General features: G+C 54.7%; 14 protein-coding genes. 5 read left to right on the forward strand and 9 right to left on the reverse strand.

All coding sequences use genetic code 11. The annotated features are described in order from the left end of the window. Positions 1-9: 9 nt before the first annotated feature. From F6R98_RS08395 to secF, 5 genes are all read left to right on the forward strand, one after another. The gene (locus tag F6R98_RS08395) at positions 10-615 is read left to right on the forward strand and encodes a UPF0149 family protein (RefSeq protein ID WP_153248630.1); all 606 of its coding nucleotides are present in this window, start codon (positions 10-12) and stop codon (positions 613-615) included. Beyond that, positions 615-1,730: a tRNA guanosine(34) transglycosylase Tgt gene (gene tgt / locus F6R98_RS08400; protein WP_153248631.1), complete on the forward strand. Its 1,116-nt coding sequence runs from the start codon at positions 615-617 to the stop codon at positions 1,728-1,730. Before F6R98_RS08395 ends, tgt begins: the two co-directional genes overlap by 1 nt. Positions 1,731-1,765: 35 nt before the next feature. Then, entirely contained in the window at positions 1,766-2,110 is a 345-nt protein-coding gene (gene yajC / locus F6R98_RS08405; protein ID WP_153248632.1) for a preprotein translocase subunit YajC, read from the forward strand. 194 nt (positions 2,111-2,304) lie between these two features. After that, on the forward strand, positions 2,305-4,155 hold the full coding sequence (secD, locus tag F6R98_RS08410) for a protein translocase subunit SecD (protein WP_153248633.1): 1,851 nt from the start codon (positions 2,305-2,307) through the stop codon (positions 4,153-4,155). Between the two features lie 17 nt (positions 4,156-4,172). Next, positions 4,173-5,114 (forward strand): protein translocase subunit SecF, encoded by a 942-nt coding sequence (gene secF, locus F6R98_RS08415; protein WP_228125172.1) that lies wholly within the window; start codon positions 4,173-4,175, stop codon positions 5,112-5,114. 661 nt (positions 5,115-5,775) lie between these two features. Here the strand turns inward: secF and F6R98_RS08420 are convergent. The 9 genes from F6R98_RS08420 to F6R98_RS08460 form a co-directional block, all read right to left on the reverse strand. Continuing rightward, positions 5,776-6,084 carry an SIR2 family protein gene (locus F6R98_RS08420; RefSeq protein ID WP_153248635.1) on the reverse strand — a complete coding sequence of 103 codons (309 nt, stop codon included), beginning with the start codon at positions 6,082-6,084 and terminating at the stop codon, positions 5,776-5,778. A gap of 406 nt (positions 6,085-6,490) precedes the next feature. Further along, positions 6,491-7,315 carry a symmetrical bis(5'-nucleosyl)-tetraphosphatase gene (locus tag F6R98_RS08425; protein ID WP_153248636.1) on the reverse strand — a complete coding sequence of 275 codons (825 nt, stop codon included), beginning with the start codon at positions 7,313-7,315 and terminating at the stop codon, positions 6,491-6,493. Positions 7,316-7,338: 23 nt separating this feature from the next. After that, entirely contained in the window at positions 7,339-7,713 is a 375-nt protein-coding gene (apaG, locus tag F6R98_RS08430; RefSeq protein ID WP_153248637.1) for a Co2+/Mg2+ efflux protein ApaG, read from the reverse strand. 196 nt (positions 7,714-7,909) lie between these two features. Further along, positions 7,910-8,236 carry a P-II family nitrogen regulator gene (locus F6R98_RS08435; RefSeq protein WP_153248638.1) on the reverse strand — a complete coding sequence of 109 codons (327 nt, stop codon included), beginning with the start codon at positions 8,234-8,236 and terminating at the stop codon, positions 7,910-7,912. Beyond that, positions 8,233-11,328 carry an efflux RND transporter permease subunit gene (locus F6R98_RS08440; protein WP_153248639.1) on the reverse strand — a complete coding sequence of 1,032 codons (3,096 nt, stop codon included), beginning with the start codon at positions 11,326-11,328 and terminating at the stop codon, positions 8,233-8,235. The genes F6R98_RS08435 and F6R98_RS08440 overlap by 4 nt, the downstream gene beginning before the upstream one ends. Then, entirely contained in the window at positions 11,325-12,668 is a 1,344-nt protein-coding gene (locus F6R98_RS08445; RefSeq protein WP_228125173.1) for an efflux RND transporter periplasmic adaptor subunit, read from the reverse strand. Before F6R98_RS08445 ends, F6R98_RS08440 begins: the two co-directional genes overlap by 4 nt. A gap of 108 nt (positions 12,669-12,776) precedes the next feature. After that, complete coding sequence (locus F6R98_RS08450; RefSeq protein WP_194270189.1) at positions 12,777-14,135, reverse strand: TolC family protein; 1,359 nt, start codon at positions 14,133-14,135, stop codon at positions 12,777-12,779. A gap of 8 nt (positions 14,136-14,143) precedes the next feature. Beyond that, positions 14,144-15,445: a TolC family protein gene (locus tag F6R98_RS08455; RefSeq protein ID WP_194270190.1), complete on the reverse strand. Its 1,302-nt coding sequence runs from the start codon at positions 15,443-15,445 to the stop codon at positions 14,144-14,146. A 74-nt stretch (positions 15,446-15,519) separates the two neighbouring features. Further along, positions 15,520-16,830 carry a TolC family protein gene (locus F6R98_RS08460; RefSeq protein WP_153248642.1) on the reverse strand — a complete coding sequence of 437 codons (1,311 nt, stop codon included), beginning with the start codon at positions 16,828-16,830 and terminating at the stop codon, positions 15,520-15,522. Positions 16,831-16,875 lie beyond the last annotated feature (45 nt).

Here is a 16,875-nt window from a genome sequence, read left to right on the forward strand (position 1 = left end):
GGTTTCTGTATGAATAATCAATCAGAGTTTACCGATGCTGATCTTGCGGAACTCGAGGACTTCTTTTCCTCCGAGGCTTTACCTGAGAGCTGCATGTATTTCAGTATGCTGGACGGTTTTCTGGCAGCTGTTAAATTGTTGCCGTTCGAGCTGGAGTTGGAAAAGTGTCTGCCCTGGATATGGGATGTCGATAGCGGCAACGCCAGACCGCCATTCGATAACGAGGAGGAACAGGCGCGCATTACGGCTCTGATCGAGCGCTATGCCGATTCGATACGCGCGCAAATCGATGAGCAGGATTATGCGCCGATGCTGGATGTGATTCTGCACTCCGATTTAAGTGAGTACTATGATGCAGGCGGCTGGTGCGACGGTTTTTTGATAGGCACGCAATTGGCTCCTGATCTCTGGGATACTGTGTTTGCCGAGGAAGCGGAAGCGCTGGCGCCCTTGTTGCTTCTCGGAACCGAGGAGGGTGAGCAGATATTGAGCGAAAGCGAAAATGCCAGGGAAGCTGCGCTCGCGGCGTGTGAGGAGCTGCCTGACATGGTGGAATGGCTGGCAGCTTACTTTCAGCGCCCGCCCGCTGAAGATGGTTCTATCCATCGACCCTGATGCGGTTTTCGGTTTCAGCAACAGACGGTTTGGCCCGGCGCGGCCGTCTGAACTTTCCGCGCGGCACCATAGAGACGCCGGCCTTCATGCCGGTGGGTACCTATGGCACGGTCAAAGGCATGACACCGGAAAGCTTGCAGGAGCTTGGCGCTGAAATCATACTGGGCAATACCTTTCATTTGATGATGCGTCCGGGCGTGGACGTTATCGGCGCTCATGGCGGCTTGCACGGTTTCATGAACTGGCAAAAGCCGATATTGACCGACTCGGGCGGTTTTCAGGTGTTCAGTCTGGGAGCCATGCGTAAAATCACCGAGGAGGGCGTTGTTTTTCGCTCGCCGGTCGATGGCGGGCGTGTGTTCATGGGGCCGGAGGAGTCCATGCAGGTGCAGCGGGTGCTTGGCTCGGATATCGTGATGATTTTCGATGAATGCACGCCTTATCCGGTCTCCTGCGAACAGGCGGCGGAATCCATGCGCCTTTCGTTGCGCTGGGCGCAGCGCAGCCGTCAGGCACACGGTTACGACAACCCATCTGCATTATTCGGTATCGTGCAGGGCGGGGTGTATGTCGATTTGCGCAAGGAATCGCTGGATGGATTATGTGCCATCGGGTTCGATGGCTATGCCCTGGGCGGGCTTTCGGTAGGAGAGCCGAAAGAGGAGCGTAGGCATATTCTGGAAAGTATTCCGCCGCTGTTGCCGCATGACAAGCCGCGCTATCTGATGGGAGTCGGCACGCCGGAGGATATCGTCGAGGCGGTGACGTTGGGAATCGATATGTTCGACTGCGTCATGCCGACCCGGAATGCCAGAAACGCGCACCTGTTTACCAATGAAGGCGTCGTGCGCTTGCGCAACAGTCAATACCAGAACGATACGCGCCCGGTTGAAGAAGGCTGCGGCTGCTATACCTGCCGGCATTACAGCCGCGCTTATCTCCGGCACCTCGATAAATGCCGCGAAATGCTCGGCGCGCAACTGAACACCATACATAACCTGTACTATTATCAATCGTTGATGTCGGGTTTGCGGGCTGCCATTGAAAGCGGCGCCCTGGCCGGTTTTGTTGATATGTTCCATCAGAAACGCAAAAATTTTTCAGTTATGTCATAATATATAGTCATACCCTAACATAACGAGTTAAGAACATGAGTTTTCTTATCAGCGATGCGTACGCCGAAGTAGCGGGCGCACAAAACCCAGGCCTGATCGAAGGTCTGCTTCCTTTTGCTATTCTCGCAGTATTTTTTGTGCTGTTCGTATGGCCGCAGCACAAGCGCGGACGTGAACACAAAAAACTGATCGAGAGTCTGGCCAAGGGCACTGAAGTCGTTACTACTGGCGGAATTATCGGTCGTATCGTCGAAATCGACGATAATTTTGTACAGCTTGAGGTGAACGATGGCGTGGTGATTCATGTTCAGCGTCATGCCATAGCAAGTCTGATGCCCAAGGGTACCTACAAAACAAGAAAGAAAGCCGATAATAAATAGTTGTCACCCGCCTGGGGGCGTATTTCAAGCGTTGCAAGCTGTGTAGCCGCCGCAAAGCCGCATTGCTTAATGGCAGGACTGTTGATACGTCCCTGAAGGTGCAAGGGAAGCACTGATCTTTAGTCGATTTTTCTCATGGGTATAGCTACCAAACTATGCAGCCATCCTACCCGTCGTTATTCAGGTAACCGAATATGCTGAACCGTTTTCCATTGTGGAAGAACGTGCTGATACTTGGCGTTCTGGCTCTCTCCATCATCTATGCCTTGCCAAATTTCTTTGGTGAAGATCCTTCCATACAATTGTCTCCCATTCGAGCGTCCAAACTGGATGCAGGCACTGTGACGCAGATCGAAAAACTGCTGGAAGGCGCGGCGCTGAAAGCCAAAAAGATAGAGCTGACGGATAAGCGCGTCCTGATCCGGTTTTCCGACACCGACGTCCAGCTTAAAGCCGAGGAGTTGATCAAATCCGAAATGGGCGGCAATTACACGGTGGCGCTCAATCTGGCGCCCGCCACGCCGGCATGGCTGCGCGCGATAAAAGCGCAGCCAATGTATCTGGGACTGGATCTGCGCGGCGGCGTGCATTTCATGCTGCAGGTCGATATGGAAGCGGCCGTGACGCAGGCCGAGGAGCGTTACGCGGAAGATACGCGCACCTTGTTGCGCGAGCATAAGCTGCATTATGTGTCAGTCGAGCGCGACAAGGCCAATATCCTGATCAAGTTTCAGGACGCTCAGACCATGGCCCAGGCCAGGGATTTATTCAAGAAGGAGTTGCGCGGGCTGGAACTGGAAGAGCAGGCGGCCGATAACGTATTGAAAGCGAAAATTTCACCGGCGGAGTTGCGCGAGGTGCGGAAATTCGCCGTAGCTCAAAACATCACCACGCTGCGTAACCGCGTGAACGAGCTGGGGGTGGCCGAGCCGGTAATTCAGCAGCAGGGTGAAGACCGCATCGTCGTGCAGCTTCCCGGCGTACAGGATACCGCGCGGGCCAAGGAAATTCTGGGTGCGACCGCGACGCTGGAGTTTCGTCTGGTCGACAGCGAACATGCGGTACCCACTTCTGCCGACGCCAAGGCGCCGCTGGGCGCGCGTATGTATACCGACCGTTCCGGCCGGCCTATCCTGTTGCAGCGTAAAATAATCGTAACCGGCGATCAGGTGGTGGATGCCTCGTCCGGACTCGCATCGGAAAGCGGATCGGCAGCCGTGTTCATCAATTTGAACAGCGCCGGCGCGAAGAAAATGGCCGATACCACCAAGGATAATATCGGCAAGGCGATGGCGGTGGTCTATATCGAAAATAAAAGCGAAACGCGTATCGTCAACGGCCAGAAAGTTACCTCCAGGCGCAAGGTGGAGGAAGTCATCAATGTCGCGACCATACGCGACCGCTTCAGCAAGCGTTTTCAGATCAGCGGGCTGGATAGTCCGGACGAAGCGCGCAATCTTTCGCTGCTGTTGCGCGCCGGCGCGCTTGCAGCCCCGGTCGATATCGTCGAAGAGCGTACCGTGGGGCCGAGCCTCGGCAAGGAAAATATCGAGCAGGGGGTTCGTTCGTTCATCATCGGCTTTATTCTGGTAGCCGTTGTGGTGCTGTATTACTACAAGGTGTTCGGCGTGGTCGCCAACATCACGCTGCTGCTGAACATGTCCATCATCATGGCGATTCTGTCCATGCTGCAGGCCACGCTGACCTTGCCGGGCATTGCCGGGTTCACCTTGACCGTCGGTATGGCGGTAGATGCCAACGTATTGATTTATGAACGTATCAAGGAGGAGTTGCGTAACGGCAATTCGCCGCAGGCGGCGATTTATGCCGGTTTCGACCGGGCGTTCGCCACGATTTTCGACTCGCATATCACCAACCTGCTGGCCGCGATCATGCTGTTCGGCATCGGTTCCGGTCCGGTCAAGGGTTTTGCGGTAACGCTTACTATCGGCATCATTACCTCGCTGTTTACCGCGGTGACCTGTACCCGCATGATGGTCAACTTCATTTACGGACAGAAGCGCTCCGTGAAACTTTGGATTTAATGCTGGAGACAAACACAGTGTCTGACAACAACGCAAAACGTCGCTACGCTATAGATTTTTTGGGAAAGCGCCATATCGCGGTATGGGTTTCCATTATTTTGAGCGTGGCGGCGATAGGTTCACTGATAGGGAAGGGCATCAATTTCGCGATTGATTTTACCGGAGGCACGGTTATCGAAGCGGAGTTCCCGGTGCAGGCCGATCTGGTGAAAATACGCACGGGTCTGGAAGAAGCCGGTTTCCGCAGTCCGGTAGTGCAGAATTTTGGCAGCACCCGCGAGGTACTGATCAGGCTGGTGCCGCAGGAAGGATTGAAAGGAGAGGAACTCAAGGACCGGGTGATGGACGTGCTTAACCAGAACTCGGAGCTACAGGTGAAACTGCACCGTATCGAGTTTGTCGGACCCCAGGTAGGCGAGGATCTGGTCGAGGATTCCGGCATGGCTTTGTTGCTGGCCACGATCAGCATTCTGATCTACGTCGCACTGCGATTCGAATACCGCTTTGCATTGGGTGCAATTCTGGCGACGCTGCATGACGTGATCATGATGCTGGGTTTCTTCTCGGTATTGCAGCTCGAATTCGACCTGAGCGTGCTGGCTGCCGTGCTGACCATCATGGGTTATTCGCTGAACGACACCATCGTGGTATTCGACCGCATCCGCGAAAACTTCAGAAAGCTGCGCCGAGGCGACGTGGTCGAGGTGATGAATATATCCATCAATGAAACGCTGAGCCGTACCTTGATGACGTCGTTTTTGACGCTGCTGACCGTAATCGCGATGGCGTTGTTCGGCGGCGAAATCATACACAATTTTGCCGTGGCGCTGATCGTGGGCATCGTGGTGGGTACTTACTCGTCCATTTACGTTGCCAGCGCGCTGGCATTGCGTCTGGGCGTCAGCCGCGCCGACCTGCTGATTCCCGAGAAGGAAGGCGTTAGCGATAATCGTCCGTAACAGGGTTAGTGCTTCGAGCCTTCTCGTGCGGCCTTGCCTGAAAAACGGCAGCTTGATCCTTGGTGGTCAGCTGCCGTTTTTTGATCGGGTAGTTTTAAAACCAGGCAACAGTTTCGCTACCGGGTTGGGGGCTGGGATAAGGCTGCCGAGACTTGCCGTGTATCCATCCGTGGAGGCTCGACTATGGCATCCCTGCCATAGACGGTCTCGCCAACCTTACCCAACCCCTCATGCAGCGCAGCGTCATGCACTTTGGTACTGTGAATCGTCACATAAGACGATAGCTCTTTGGATAAAATCCATAATCCATCATGGAGCCGCATGAAAGCGGCATCAGAAAGCGCTCAATGGCATTCACTGCTTCAGCGAATTTGTCGCCAGCGGCAGCGGGAATCATCACCATAGCTCGGTTAACACTAGGCTGTGCAAGTAAGCTTTCCTGTTGTCAAACCTGTTTAAGGAAAGGTCGAACCACTGTTAGAAATAGCTGCTCGGGTGAAGAGGGTTTTTGATTTCCCTTGTTTGGCGAGGAAAGTTCTCTGATAAATTGTGGGATTATTCTGGCTGCGTCAACCCGCGCTTCATCATCAAGCAAGCGAATCATTTGCTGAATGTTGATTTGAGATACTACGGGATTGCGCTGCTCTTTGAGCGCATATGATCAAATCCGAGGCTCTGGCCGGATCGCGTTCAACGCGCCGTGGATATGCAGGACACCCGAGAAAGCCTCATGCCGTCCTCGTCGTGGAATTTCTCCCAGCGCATAGCTTTGGATTGCCTGACTGGAACGTTTGGCGGCAGCACCCTCAAGCAGTAAATCGAAGTTCGTTCTGACTATCGTTTTGGCTGCACCTCGGTCGGCAAATTGCATCAACGAGCGATGAATGGATGCGGGGCTGGCTTTTGAAGCGCGCAGTACTTCCGCCAATACTTTTCTCACGCTGCTTTTTATATTGGTTGCGCTGTCCATGCGCCGCTCAAGCATCCCCAACACAACATCATGGTCGCCTTTGACGAATATCCTGACTTCAGCGGCTGATCATGACGTAAGTCATGGCAGGGTGTAACCACATATCTCAACGATTGCAGGCTGCGCTCGGAATTTTGGATATCACCTCTTGAACTTTTTATCGAGCTGCTTGTAGACTTGGACTACGAGTCCACGGAAATCCGGTAAACCGGCTGACATTGATACGCCTGTGCAGACTATGAATAGCACCTCGCCACGCGCATGCGCAAGCAGCAGGCGTTCTGGGATAGGCGCCGAGCCGCTACCCAATGAAATTACGCGGGCATTGATGGACTCGTTCAAAGCAGGGCGTGGAATCGAGAAGCACACGCTTCAGGTGCTGGATAATTTCTGCCGGAATCAATCATCAGCCCGCCATTCTCCGCACATCGGCCCCCACGCTATAGCGCTGTTTCGGACCGCCTGCGATACGCAGCGCCGTCAGCTCTCCGCCCCACAAACAGCCGCTATCCAGACCGATGCAGCCGTCATGCTCGTGGTAGCCGAGCGAGGCCCAATGGCCGAACAGGATGTTTGCGCCGCGGCTGCGGCGCGAAGGTAGTTTAAACCAGGGAATCAGCCCAGGAGTCTGGTCGCCGGGTTTGCAGGTTTCGGTGAAATCCAGCCGTCCGTCTGCGCCGCAATAGCGCATGCGGGTAAAACAGTTGATGATAAAACGATGGCGCTCGTAAGCTTTCAGCGACTCTTTCCATTTATCGGGCTGGTTGCCATACAGGTGGGCTAAAAGCGGGTGGTAGTCAGGACCGCTCAGCAGCGCTTCCACCGAGCGTGCGTTTGTTTCCGCGTCCTTCATAGACCATTGCGGCGGCAGGCCGGCGTGGACCAGGCTATAGCCGTGTTGCGTGTGCATCAGCGGACGGCGGCGCAGCCAATTCAGCAGGTCGTCGCGATCTTTGGCGGCGAGGATGGCGTCCAGCGTGTCGCCTGCTTTAAGGCGAGCGCCTCCCGCTGCGACGGCAAGCAGATGTATGTCGTGATTGCCCAGTACGGTAACGGCGGCATCCCCCAGTTCCCTGACGAAGCGCAGGGTTTCCAGCGATGCCGGGCCGCGATTGACAAGGTCGCCGGTAAACCAGAGCGTATCCGTATCCGCGTTGAAGCGGATCAGTTTAAGCAGCGCTTGCAGTTCGCCGTAGCAGCCCTGCACGTCTCCTATCGCATAGATGGCCATCAGCTGCGCCGGGCGGAAAACCGCTAGTGGAGGGTGCGCGGTATGGCCAGGGTAAACGGCGCTATTTCGGTTTCGAACACTTCTCCGTTGTCGGTTACCATCTGGTATTCACCCTGCATGATGCCGACCGGAGTACCTATCATCGCCGCGCTGGAGTAGCGAAAATATTCGCCCGGCAGTAAATGAGGCTGTTCGCCGACGACGCCGTCGCCTCGAACTTCCTGCTTTTTGCCCTCTGCGTCGGTAATTATCCAGTGTCTGGACAACAGCTTGGAGGGTTCATCACCTTCGTTGTAAATGGTAATGGTATAGGCAAATACATAGCGCCCGGCTTCCGGTTCGGAATGGGACTCCAGATACTGGGTAATCGCGTTGACCTTGATGTCGTTGTTTTTCATTGCAGTTTCTATTGTTGGAGTTCATCCCTGTAGTTGTTTGAGCAGGTAACGATTCTACTGACGGGTACGGGTTGCCTGCATACTGATAAGCCTGCTTGCCTGCCGACACACCCCGAACCCTGTTCCAGTCACCTTCAGCGTCACAGCCCCGTTCTTATCGGATATGGTAACGCATCTATAAATTTCAAGTTACCGGCTAAAATTCGTTCGTTCCCGTTTCACCGGTACTGATGCGTGTACCGCGCTCGATATCGGATATATAGATGTTGCCGGCGCCGGGACTGTGTGTATTGGCTACATTCAGTATTATCCGGTAAATGCTGTCTACCATTTCGTCGGGTGCTATGATTTCTATTCTTTTTTTGGCTATGAATGGCGAGTATTCCTGTTCCGCCAATACGATTTCGCGCCCGAACCCCTCGCAGTCTGAAACGCTCATTCCTGGGAAGTCTTCCATTTCCATCAGCGCCTGCGTAAGCTTGGAAAGCATAAACGGTTGTATGTACGCGCGTATTTCTTTCATGATCCGTCTTCTTCCTCTTCCTCTTTTATTAGGGATGGTTCGAAAGCTCCATAAAATGTCGGCAACAAAGTCAGTGTAAGCAGAGTCGACGTGATGAGTCCTCCGACTATCACCACGGCAAACGGTTTGGCGGTTTCAGAGCCGACACCGGTCGATACCGCCGCCGGCAACAATCCCAGCAACGCGATAGTCGCCGTCATGATGACAGGCCTCAGCCGACTTATCGAACCATGCCGTATCGCCTCATCCAGCTCCAGACCTTCCTGACGGCACTGCTTGATTTTCGAAAGCAGGATAACACCATTTTGCACGGCGATGCCAAACAATGCAATAAAGCCGACCGATGCGGAAATGCTGAGATGTATCTTGGTAAGAAACAGCGCAATAAAACCGCCGATCAGCGCAAACGGCACATTCATTAAAATCAAAAGCGCATTTCTGACGGAGTTGAACGCCCAGAACAGCAGCACAAATATCAGCAGGATACTGGTAGGCACGATGACGGCGAGCCGTTTCATCGCGCGTTGCTGGTTTTCGAACTGTCCGCTCCAGATGATGCGATAGCCGGCCGGCAGGCTGACTTCCTTGGCGACGCGTTGCTGCGCTTCGGCAACGAAACTGCCCTGATCCCTGCCGATCAAATTACATTTGATTGCAATTCTACGCGTGTGGTCCTCGCGCGTGATGCGCGAGGCGCCCTGATCCACCTTGATATGCGCCAGCTGGGCCAAAGGTATGAATCCGTCATTGGGCAGCGGTATCATCAGATTTTCGATTACGCTCTCGGAGTCGCGCGCATCTTCCTGCAGGCGTACCGCGACGTCGAAGCGGCGCTCGCCTTCCAGCAGCGTAGTGGCGGCTTTTCCTCCTATCGCCATTTCAATATTGTCTTCGACATCGCTGATGTTGAGCCCATAACGCGCAATGGCCGCCCGGTCGATTTCGATCAGAATCTGTGCAAGCCCCGATTGTTGTTCGGCGGCAATGTCGGTTGCTCCGCGTATGGTGTGAAGGATATGCGTTATTTGATTGGCTTTGTCCTGCAGGACTTTCAAGTCCGACCCGAATATCTTGATCGCGATTTCGCCCTTTACCCCGGAAATGGCTTCCTCGACGTTATCCTGTATCACTTGCGAGAAATTGAACTGTATGCCTGGGAAATCGGATAGCGATTTTTGCATTGCAACTATCATGTCGTCCTTGTGTTTGAAGCGCCAGGTTTCCTTGGGTTTCAGATCGATCATGATTTCCAGGTTGTTAAAGCCTTTGGGGTCCGTGCCGTCTTCCGGTCGTCCCAGCTGGGTGAGTATGCTGTTGGCTTCCTGGAATTGGGTGAGGTGCTGGCGTATGCTGCGCTCCAGCTCCTTGGCCTTGGTCAGCGAGACCGGGGTAGGCAGGGTAATGGTCAGCCAGATATTGCCCTCGTCCAGCTTGGGCATGAATTCGGTTCCGATGAAATAGGTGGAGCCAAGCACCATGAACAAGGCGGTCAGCGCCGCCCCCAGAAGCTTTCTGGGATTGTGCAGGCAAACTTCGAGTACGACCCGGTAACGCCGTTCCATCCACTCAACCAGCGTGTTGTGGGATTCCACCAGGCGTGGTCCCAGCAGATAGCTCATCAATACCGGCACCAGCGTCAGCGACACGACCAGGGAGCCGAGTAGCGCAAAACTGAAGGTAAAAGCCATCGGCGAGAAAATTTTGGCTTCGACGCGCTGAAAGGTGAATATCGGCAGAAAAGCGGTGATGATGATGGCCTGTGAAAACAGCATCGGTCGTCCCATTTCCGCAGCGGTTATCAGCAGGGACTGGCGCATTTGCTGTATGCGTGCCTTGTGCGCCATTTCCCAGGTTACCTTGACCATGATGGCTTCGACCAGCACGATGGCGCCGTCGACAATAATGCCGAAGTCGATGGCGCCCAAGGATATCAGATTAGCGGAAATGTTGGATGAACTGATCAGTATGAACGCAAACATCAGCGACAGCGGGATTACTGCCAGCACCACCATGGAGGCAGTAAATTTACGTAAAAAAATCAGCAGGATGACGAAGATCAGCAGCGTGCCTTCTATCATGTTGTGTTCCACCGTATGTACGGTATGCCGCACCAGCTCGGTCCGGTCGTAAAACGGCACGATTTTAATTCCCTGCGGCAGCTCGTGATCGTTCAATTCCTCGATTTTTTGCTTGACACCGCTTAGAACGCCAACTGCGTCGCCGCCTTTAAGCAGCAGTACTACGCCTTCGACTATATCGTCGTGTTGATCGAAACCGACCATGCCGACGCGCGGCTGCGTGCCGATAGTCACTTCCGCAAGGTTTTTAATCAATATCGGGCTGCCTTCGTTGCTGCTGACGACGATATTGCCGATGTCGTCGGTAGACTTCAGTAAACCGCTGCCTCTGACTACCAGCGCTTCGTAGCCGTGTTCGATATAGCCGCCGCCGGTATTGGCGTTGTTGTCGGCAATAGCCTGAAACACATCCCGCAGGCCCAGTCCGTAATTTTTCAGTTTTCCGGGGTCCACTTGCACCTGATATTGCTTGATGCCGCCGCCGAAAGGAACGACGTCGGCCACGCCTTGTATTGTGCGCAAGCGTCTTTCTATGACCCAATCCTGCAGCGCGCGCAGTTCCGGCAATGAAACTTCAGGCGGCGCTTCGATGCGGTAACGGTAAATTTCGCCGATGCCGGTGGAAAGCGGCCCCAATTCCGAGTCGACGCCATCGGGCAGATCAATGGAGCGCAAACGCTCCAGCACCAATTGCCTGGAAAAATAGTCCTTGGCGTTATCGTCAAAGGTCAGCGTCAGTACCGAAAGACCGAATATGGATACCGAGCGCAGATTGATCAAATGAGGAATGCCGCTCATGCCTTTTTCCAGCGGCAGGGTGATCAGTTTTTCCACTTCTTCCGGAGCCTGGCCGGGGTACTGCGTCACCACCTGCACATAAACATTCTGTACGTCGGGGAAGGCCTGCACGGGAAGCTGCTGGAAGGACAACACGCCGGCAATAGCCAATACGATCGCGCCGGCAATAACCAGCCCGCGCTGCTTCAGGCAAAAAGCGATGATGCGGGCAATCATGGGCGCACCTCACCGGTTTGCAGTTCCTGATCCTGTTCCATGCGCAGCAGCAGGCCGCCTTCCACCACGACGCTTTCGCCGGCCTGCAGGCCCTCAAGTATCACTGCCCTGTCCTTGAGGCGCAGACCTACCTTTACAGGGCGCTTCAGGTAGCGTCCGTTGCCTGCCGAGACAAACAGCCAGTCCGATTCGCCTTCGGTAAACAGCGCGCCCAGCGGTACGACAATGCCAAGATTGTCGGGACTGCTCAGGATGAGCGCCGAGGCATACATGGACGGCAGCAGTTTGTCGTCCGGGTTGGGCAATACGCAACGCACCTTGACGGTATGGGTGTCCTCGTTGACGACCTGCCCGATGTAATCCACGGTAGCGGTAAAATCGGTAGCAGGGTAGGCCGGTACCTTGATAATGACGCGCCCGCCTTTTTGTATCAGCCCGATGTCTTTTTCGAAAATATCGAGCATGACCCAAAGCCGGTTCAAGTCCGAAATCACGAACAACGGCGCGCTGAGGTCGGATTTGACTTCCATGCCGGGATTGACGTTACGTTCGGTGATGACGCCGGCTATCGGCGCCTTCAACTGGAAGTGGTTGTTCGTGCCTTTGTTCTGCACGCCGAGGTTGGCCAGCAGCAGGCGCGCGCGGTCGGCGGCGCTGCTCAGACGAGCCACGGTTTCCTGCGCCAGCTCCAGGTCTTTTTTCGGTGCGATCTTGTTGTCGTACAGCTCCTGGGTTCTTTGCAGCGCGCGTACGGCGACATTCAGATCGGCTACCGCGCCGGCGTAGTCCGCTTGCGCCTGGCCGAGTTCCGGGCTATCCAGTCCCAGCAGCACATCGCCGATGTCGACGCGCGTGCCCAGGTCGAGGATTTGTCCGTGCACACGCCCCGCGACAGGTGATGAAATACGCACGGTATGTGTCTCATCGTAAACCAGTTTGGCATTCACCGGGTCCATCAGCGGACGTTGGGTCAATTCCACCACGGATTCGGTGATGTATCCCCATTTCGGCGAGCTGGAGCTTAGAATAACTTCGTCGTGGGAAATAACGGTTTTATTTGTTGCTTCCTGTTCTCCCTCGCGGCATCCGCTCAACGATGCGATCAGCAGGCATTGCAGCAGGCAGTACGCTACGGTTTTTTTGCGGGTCGGCAGGGTAAAGGACAGAGGGGATGCCAACGCAGAAGATGCTTTACTGCCGGTACCCGCGGTGACTGGATAGGGGCGCAGCCAGCTCGCCGGCGATAGCATGCGTGCCGCTGGCGATACGCGATCAGCGGCCTTGCCGTCGAGTCTCGCCGGATAGCTGTGCGCAGATGCGATTAAGTAACCGTTTATCATTGATGTACCTCTTTGCCCATTGCCATAATTCGAATGATGTTTTGCTGGTTCGTCGCGCTTGCTTGAACGGAATAGTTACTGGTTGCACAGTGACACGGTGGTATATCGCTAGTGCAGATCGACGCCTGTCGCCATGATCAAATCAGCCCAGGCGTTGCTGCGGTCCGCCAGCGCATGGTAATAATCCTGCATCATCACTTTGTAGTTGCGCTCTGCATCCAGCAACTCGAGCAGGCCGGTATCGCCTTTCTGATAAGCCAGTTCTGCGCCTTTTCTAAGCGCTTCGATGCGCGGAATGGACGACTTCTCGAAACGCTGCCTGATTTCTTCCTTGGTGACCCAGGCGGCCTGGGCTTTCAGTACGTCGGCGCGTATCTCCTGTTCGGTTTGCCGTATCGTTAGACGCGAACTATTGGCATCGACGCCGGCTTTGGCGATTTCGCCTTCCTGGCGATAAAACACCGGTAAGTCGAATGAAACGCCTACGCCTCCGGTGCTGGTGTAAAAATTCGAAGGGTCTTTCAAATAGAAACCGATCAGGGTAACGTCAGGAATGACCATGCGCCGCGCCAGTTCATTGTTTTTTTCAGCCTGAGTCAAACGTATTCTTGCGGCCGCCAGGTCGGGGCGGTTTTCGAGCGCCAGCCCGGTCAGTTCGCTCAGCGATTTCCGGCTGATGTCGATATTGAAATCCGGCCACTGTTCCGCAGCGCGGATGTCGAGCGCATTTTCCGGCCAGCCCATCAGCAGCAACAGCTCGGTTTGCGCTTGTTTCAGGGTCGCCAATGCGCTATTCAGATCGGCCTGCGATTTAAGCGCCTCTACTTCGATACGCGTAAAATCGGTCTCAGCAATATCTCCGATGTCCAAACGCGTTTTATTGATGTGCAGGATTTCGTGGTATCGATCCAGATTGTGCTGAAACAGTTCGACGTTTTTTTGCGTCAATAGCAGGTTGTAGTAGGCATGACGTAACGCATTGCTCAATATCCGCACCAGATCGCGCAAGTCGTAGCCCAGCGCTTCAGTGCCCAATGCGCTGCTTTCCATGCGTAGCGCGCGCTTGCCGGCGGTGATAATCAATTGTTCGATACGGATCGACCAGGCAGACATGTAGCCTTGAGGCCAGACCTTGTTGACCGCGGGCGAGACTTGTTTGGTATAGCTCATTTCATTGAGCATGTAGAACTCGGTATCTACCGACGGGTTGGGCAATGCGGCGGCGATAATCTGTTCCGCTTCGCCGCGCTCCAGGTCGTAGTGCGCGGTGATAAGGTCGAGATTGCGTTCGTAAAACAATTTCAATGCCTGCTGTTCGCTAACGACCACAGGCGCGGGTGTTGCAGTTTCGGCGGCATGGATGGATGTTGTCCATAACAGCGCGACCAGGAAGCAGAGCCGTTGCGTTAACCGGCGTGGCGACAGGTTTCCTGTGCGTTCCAAAGTGTTGATGAGTTTCACGTCCATACGGTTTATCAGTGAACCTCTTGTCCTGTCGCCATAATCAGATCGGCCCATGCGTTGCTGCGGTCCCCCAGCGCGTTGTAATATTCCTGCATCATCTCCTTGTAGGTGCGCACGGCGTCGAGCAGCTCGAGAAAGCCGGTAGCCCCTTTCCTGTACGCGAATTCTACCGCCTTTCTACGCGCTTCAATCCGCTGCAATACCGATTGCTCGAAACTGTGCGTGATAGCCTCCGCGCTTTTCCAGGATGCCTGAGCGTTTATGACGTCGGCGTGTATGTTTTGTTCGGATTGCTGGATAAAAACCCTGGCTTTATTCAGTTCGGTCATGGATGCGGCGATTTCGCCTTCCTGCCGGTAAAACAGCGGTAAATCGAGTTTGAATCCCACGCCGCCCGAACTTACATAGAAGTTACCAGGGTCTTTCAGGTAATAGCCGATCAAGGTGATGTCGGGTATGACCATGCGTTTCGCCAGTTCGCGATTTTTTTCGGCTTGAGCGACGCGTATTTTCGATGCAGCCAGGTCAGGGCGCTTATCCAGCGCCTGTTTGATCAGCTCGTTTTGCGGCTTGAGTCCTATGCCGTCGCCGGCGGATTCCGGCCATTGCCCGGTGGCCTGGATATCGATCGCATGCTCCGGCCATCCCATCAGCAGCAGCAGCTCGGCTTGTGCGCGTTTAAATTCCGCCTCGGTGGTATCCACGTCGCTTTCCGCCTGCAGCGACTCCACTTCGATGCGCGTGTAGTCGTAGCCGGCGATATCGCCGACATCCAGGCGGATTTTGTTGGCATTTACTATCTTGCGGTAGCGTTCCAGATTGCTTTGCGCCAGCTCCGCGCTTTTTTGTGCGAGCAGCAGTGCGTAATAAGCATGGCGCACGGCATTGCTTAGCGTGCGCACGGTGTTGCGTAAATCGTATTCGAGTCCCTGCGTACCCAGCTCGCTTCCTTCTATGCGCAGGGTGCGTTTGCCGGCGGTGATAATCATCTGTTCGATACGCAGCCCCCAGGAGGGAAAGCTGCCTTGCGCCCAGCTTACGCGGCTATTGGGCGAGATTTGCTTGGTCCAGATCATCGAATTGATTTCGTTAAAATCGGCCTGGGCAGACGGGTTGGGCAGCGCCGCGGCGATGATTTGTTGCGCTACGCCGCTCTCTATATCGTAATGGGCCAGAATCAGATCGATATTGCGTTCGAAGAATAGTTTCAACGCCTGTTGTTCGGTAATCGTAAACGGTGGCGGATTGTCGATTTCCGCGCCATGCGCAGGGCACAAGAAAATAATCGCCGTGAAACCTAACGCTTTTATCAAATTTGCAAGCCCTGCGCATCGCCGGCTGACTGGTTGCAACTTACGGATGCGAGACGGGTTCCGGGGGCTGATCATCAATGAACCTCTTCTCCGGTCGCCATGACCAGATCGGCCCACGCCGTGCTGCGATTCGCCAGCGCGTTGTAATACTCCTGCATCATGGTTTTGTAGTTGTGTTCGGCGTCGAGCAGTTCGAGGAACCCGGATGCGCCTTTCTGGTAAGCTATCTCGGCCGATTTTCTGAGCATCTTGATGCGGCTGAGCGTAGACAGTTCGAAGCGCCGGGTGATCTCCTCCGCCTTTTTCCATGCGGCCTGGGTTTTCATGACGTCTCCGCGTATTCCCTGTTCGGTTTGGCGAATGAACAGTTGCGCCTTGTTCAGGTTAACCTCGGCTGAAGCGATTTCCCCTTCCTGCCGATAAAACAGCGGCAGATCGGTTTCGAATCCGACGCCGCCTTGATCAGTAAAAAAGTTTCCCGGGTCTTTCATGTAATAACCGTGCAGGGTTATGTCCGGTATGACCAGCCGTTTTGCCAGCTCGCGGTCTTTTTCCGCCTGTGCGACGCGGGTTCTGGCAGCGGCCAGGTCGGGCCGTTTTTCCAGGGCGCGCACGACTTGCTCGTTTTGTGATTTGCCGCCTTGTTCAGAGCCGATTACGGACCATTGTTCCGCAGCCTGGATGTTGAACGCGTTTTCCGGCCAGCCCAGCAGCAATAACAGCTCGGCCTGGGTACGCTTGAGCTCCGCCAGTGAAGCGCCGACATCATTTTCCGCGTTCAACGCTTCCACTTCGATGCGGGTATAGTCGTATTCGGCTATGTCGCCGATATCCAGGCGTGTTTTATTCGCATGCAGAATGCTGTGATAACGATCAAGATTATTTTGCGCCAGCTCGGCGGTTTTTTGCGCCAGAAGCAAATCGTAATAGGCGTGACGCAAAGCATTGCCCAGCACCCGTACCGTATCGCGCAAGTCGTATTCCAGCGCCCGTGTCCCCAATTCGCTGCTTTCCATGCGTAGCGTGCGCTTGCCGGCGGTGATGATCATCTGTTCTATGCGCACCATCCAGGCCGGGAAAGCGCCTTGTGGCCAGCTGAGAGCGGTGTTGGGCGAAACCTGTTTGTTCCAGATCATTTCGTTGATTTCGCTGAGTTCGGCATCGACTCTGGGGTTGGGCAAGGCTGCGGCGATGATTTGTTCGGCCGCTCCGCGCTCTATGTCGTAGTGCGCCAGGATCAGGTCCAGATTGCGTTCGAAAAATAATTTCAGCGCCTGATGCTCGTTGATGACGACGGGCGTGCCGGTAATTTCGGCGCCATGCGCAGCCTGCAGCATAAGCAGGGCGCTCAGGAAACATATCCTTATCAGATCAGGTAAACTCATGGAGCGCGGTTACTGTAAAAGGTGCAGGTATGGAGTCATTGCCAA

Origin of the sequence: Candidatus Methylospira mobilis (assembly GCF_009498235.1) — a bacterium.
Classification (GTDB): domain Bacteria; phylum Pseudomonadota; class Gammaproteobacteria; order Methylococcales; family Methylococcaceae; genus Methylospira; species Methylospira mobilis.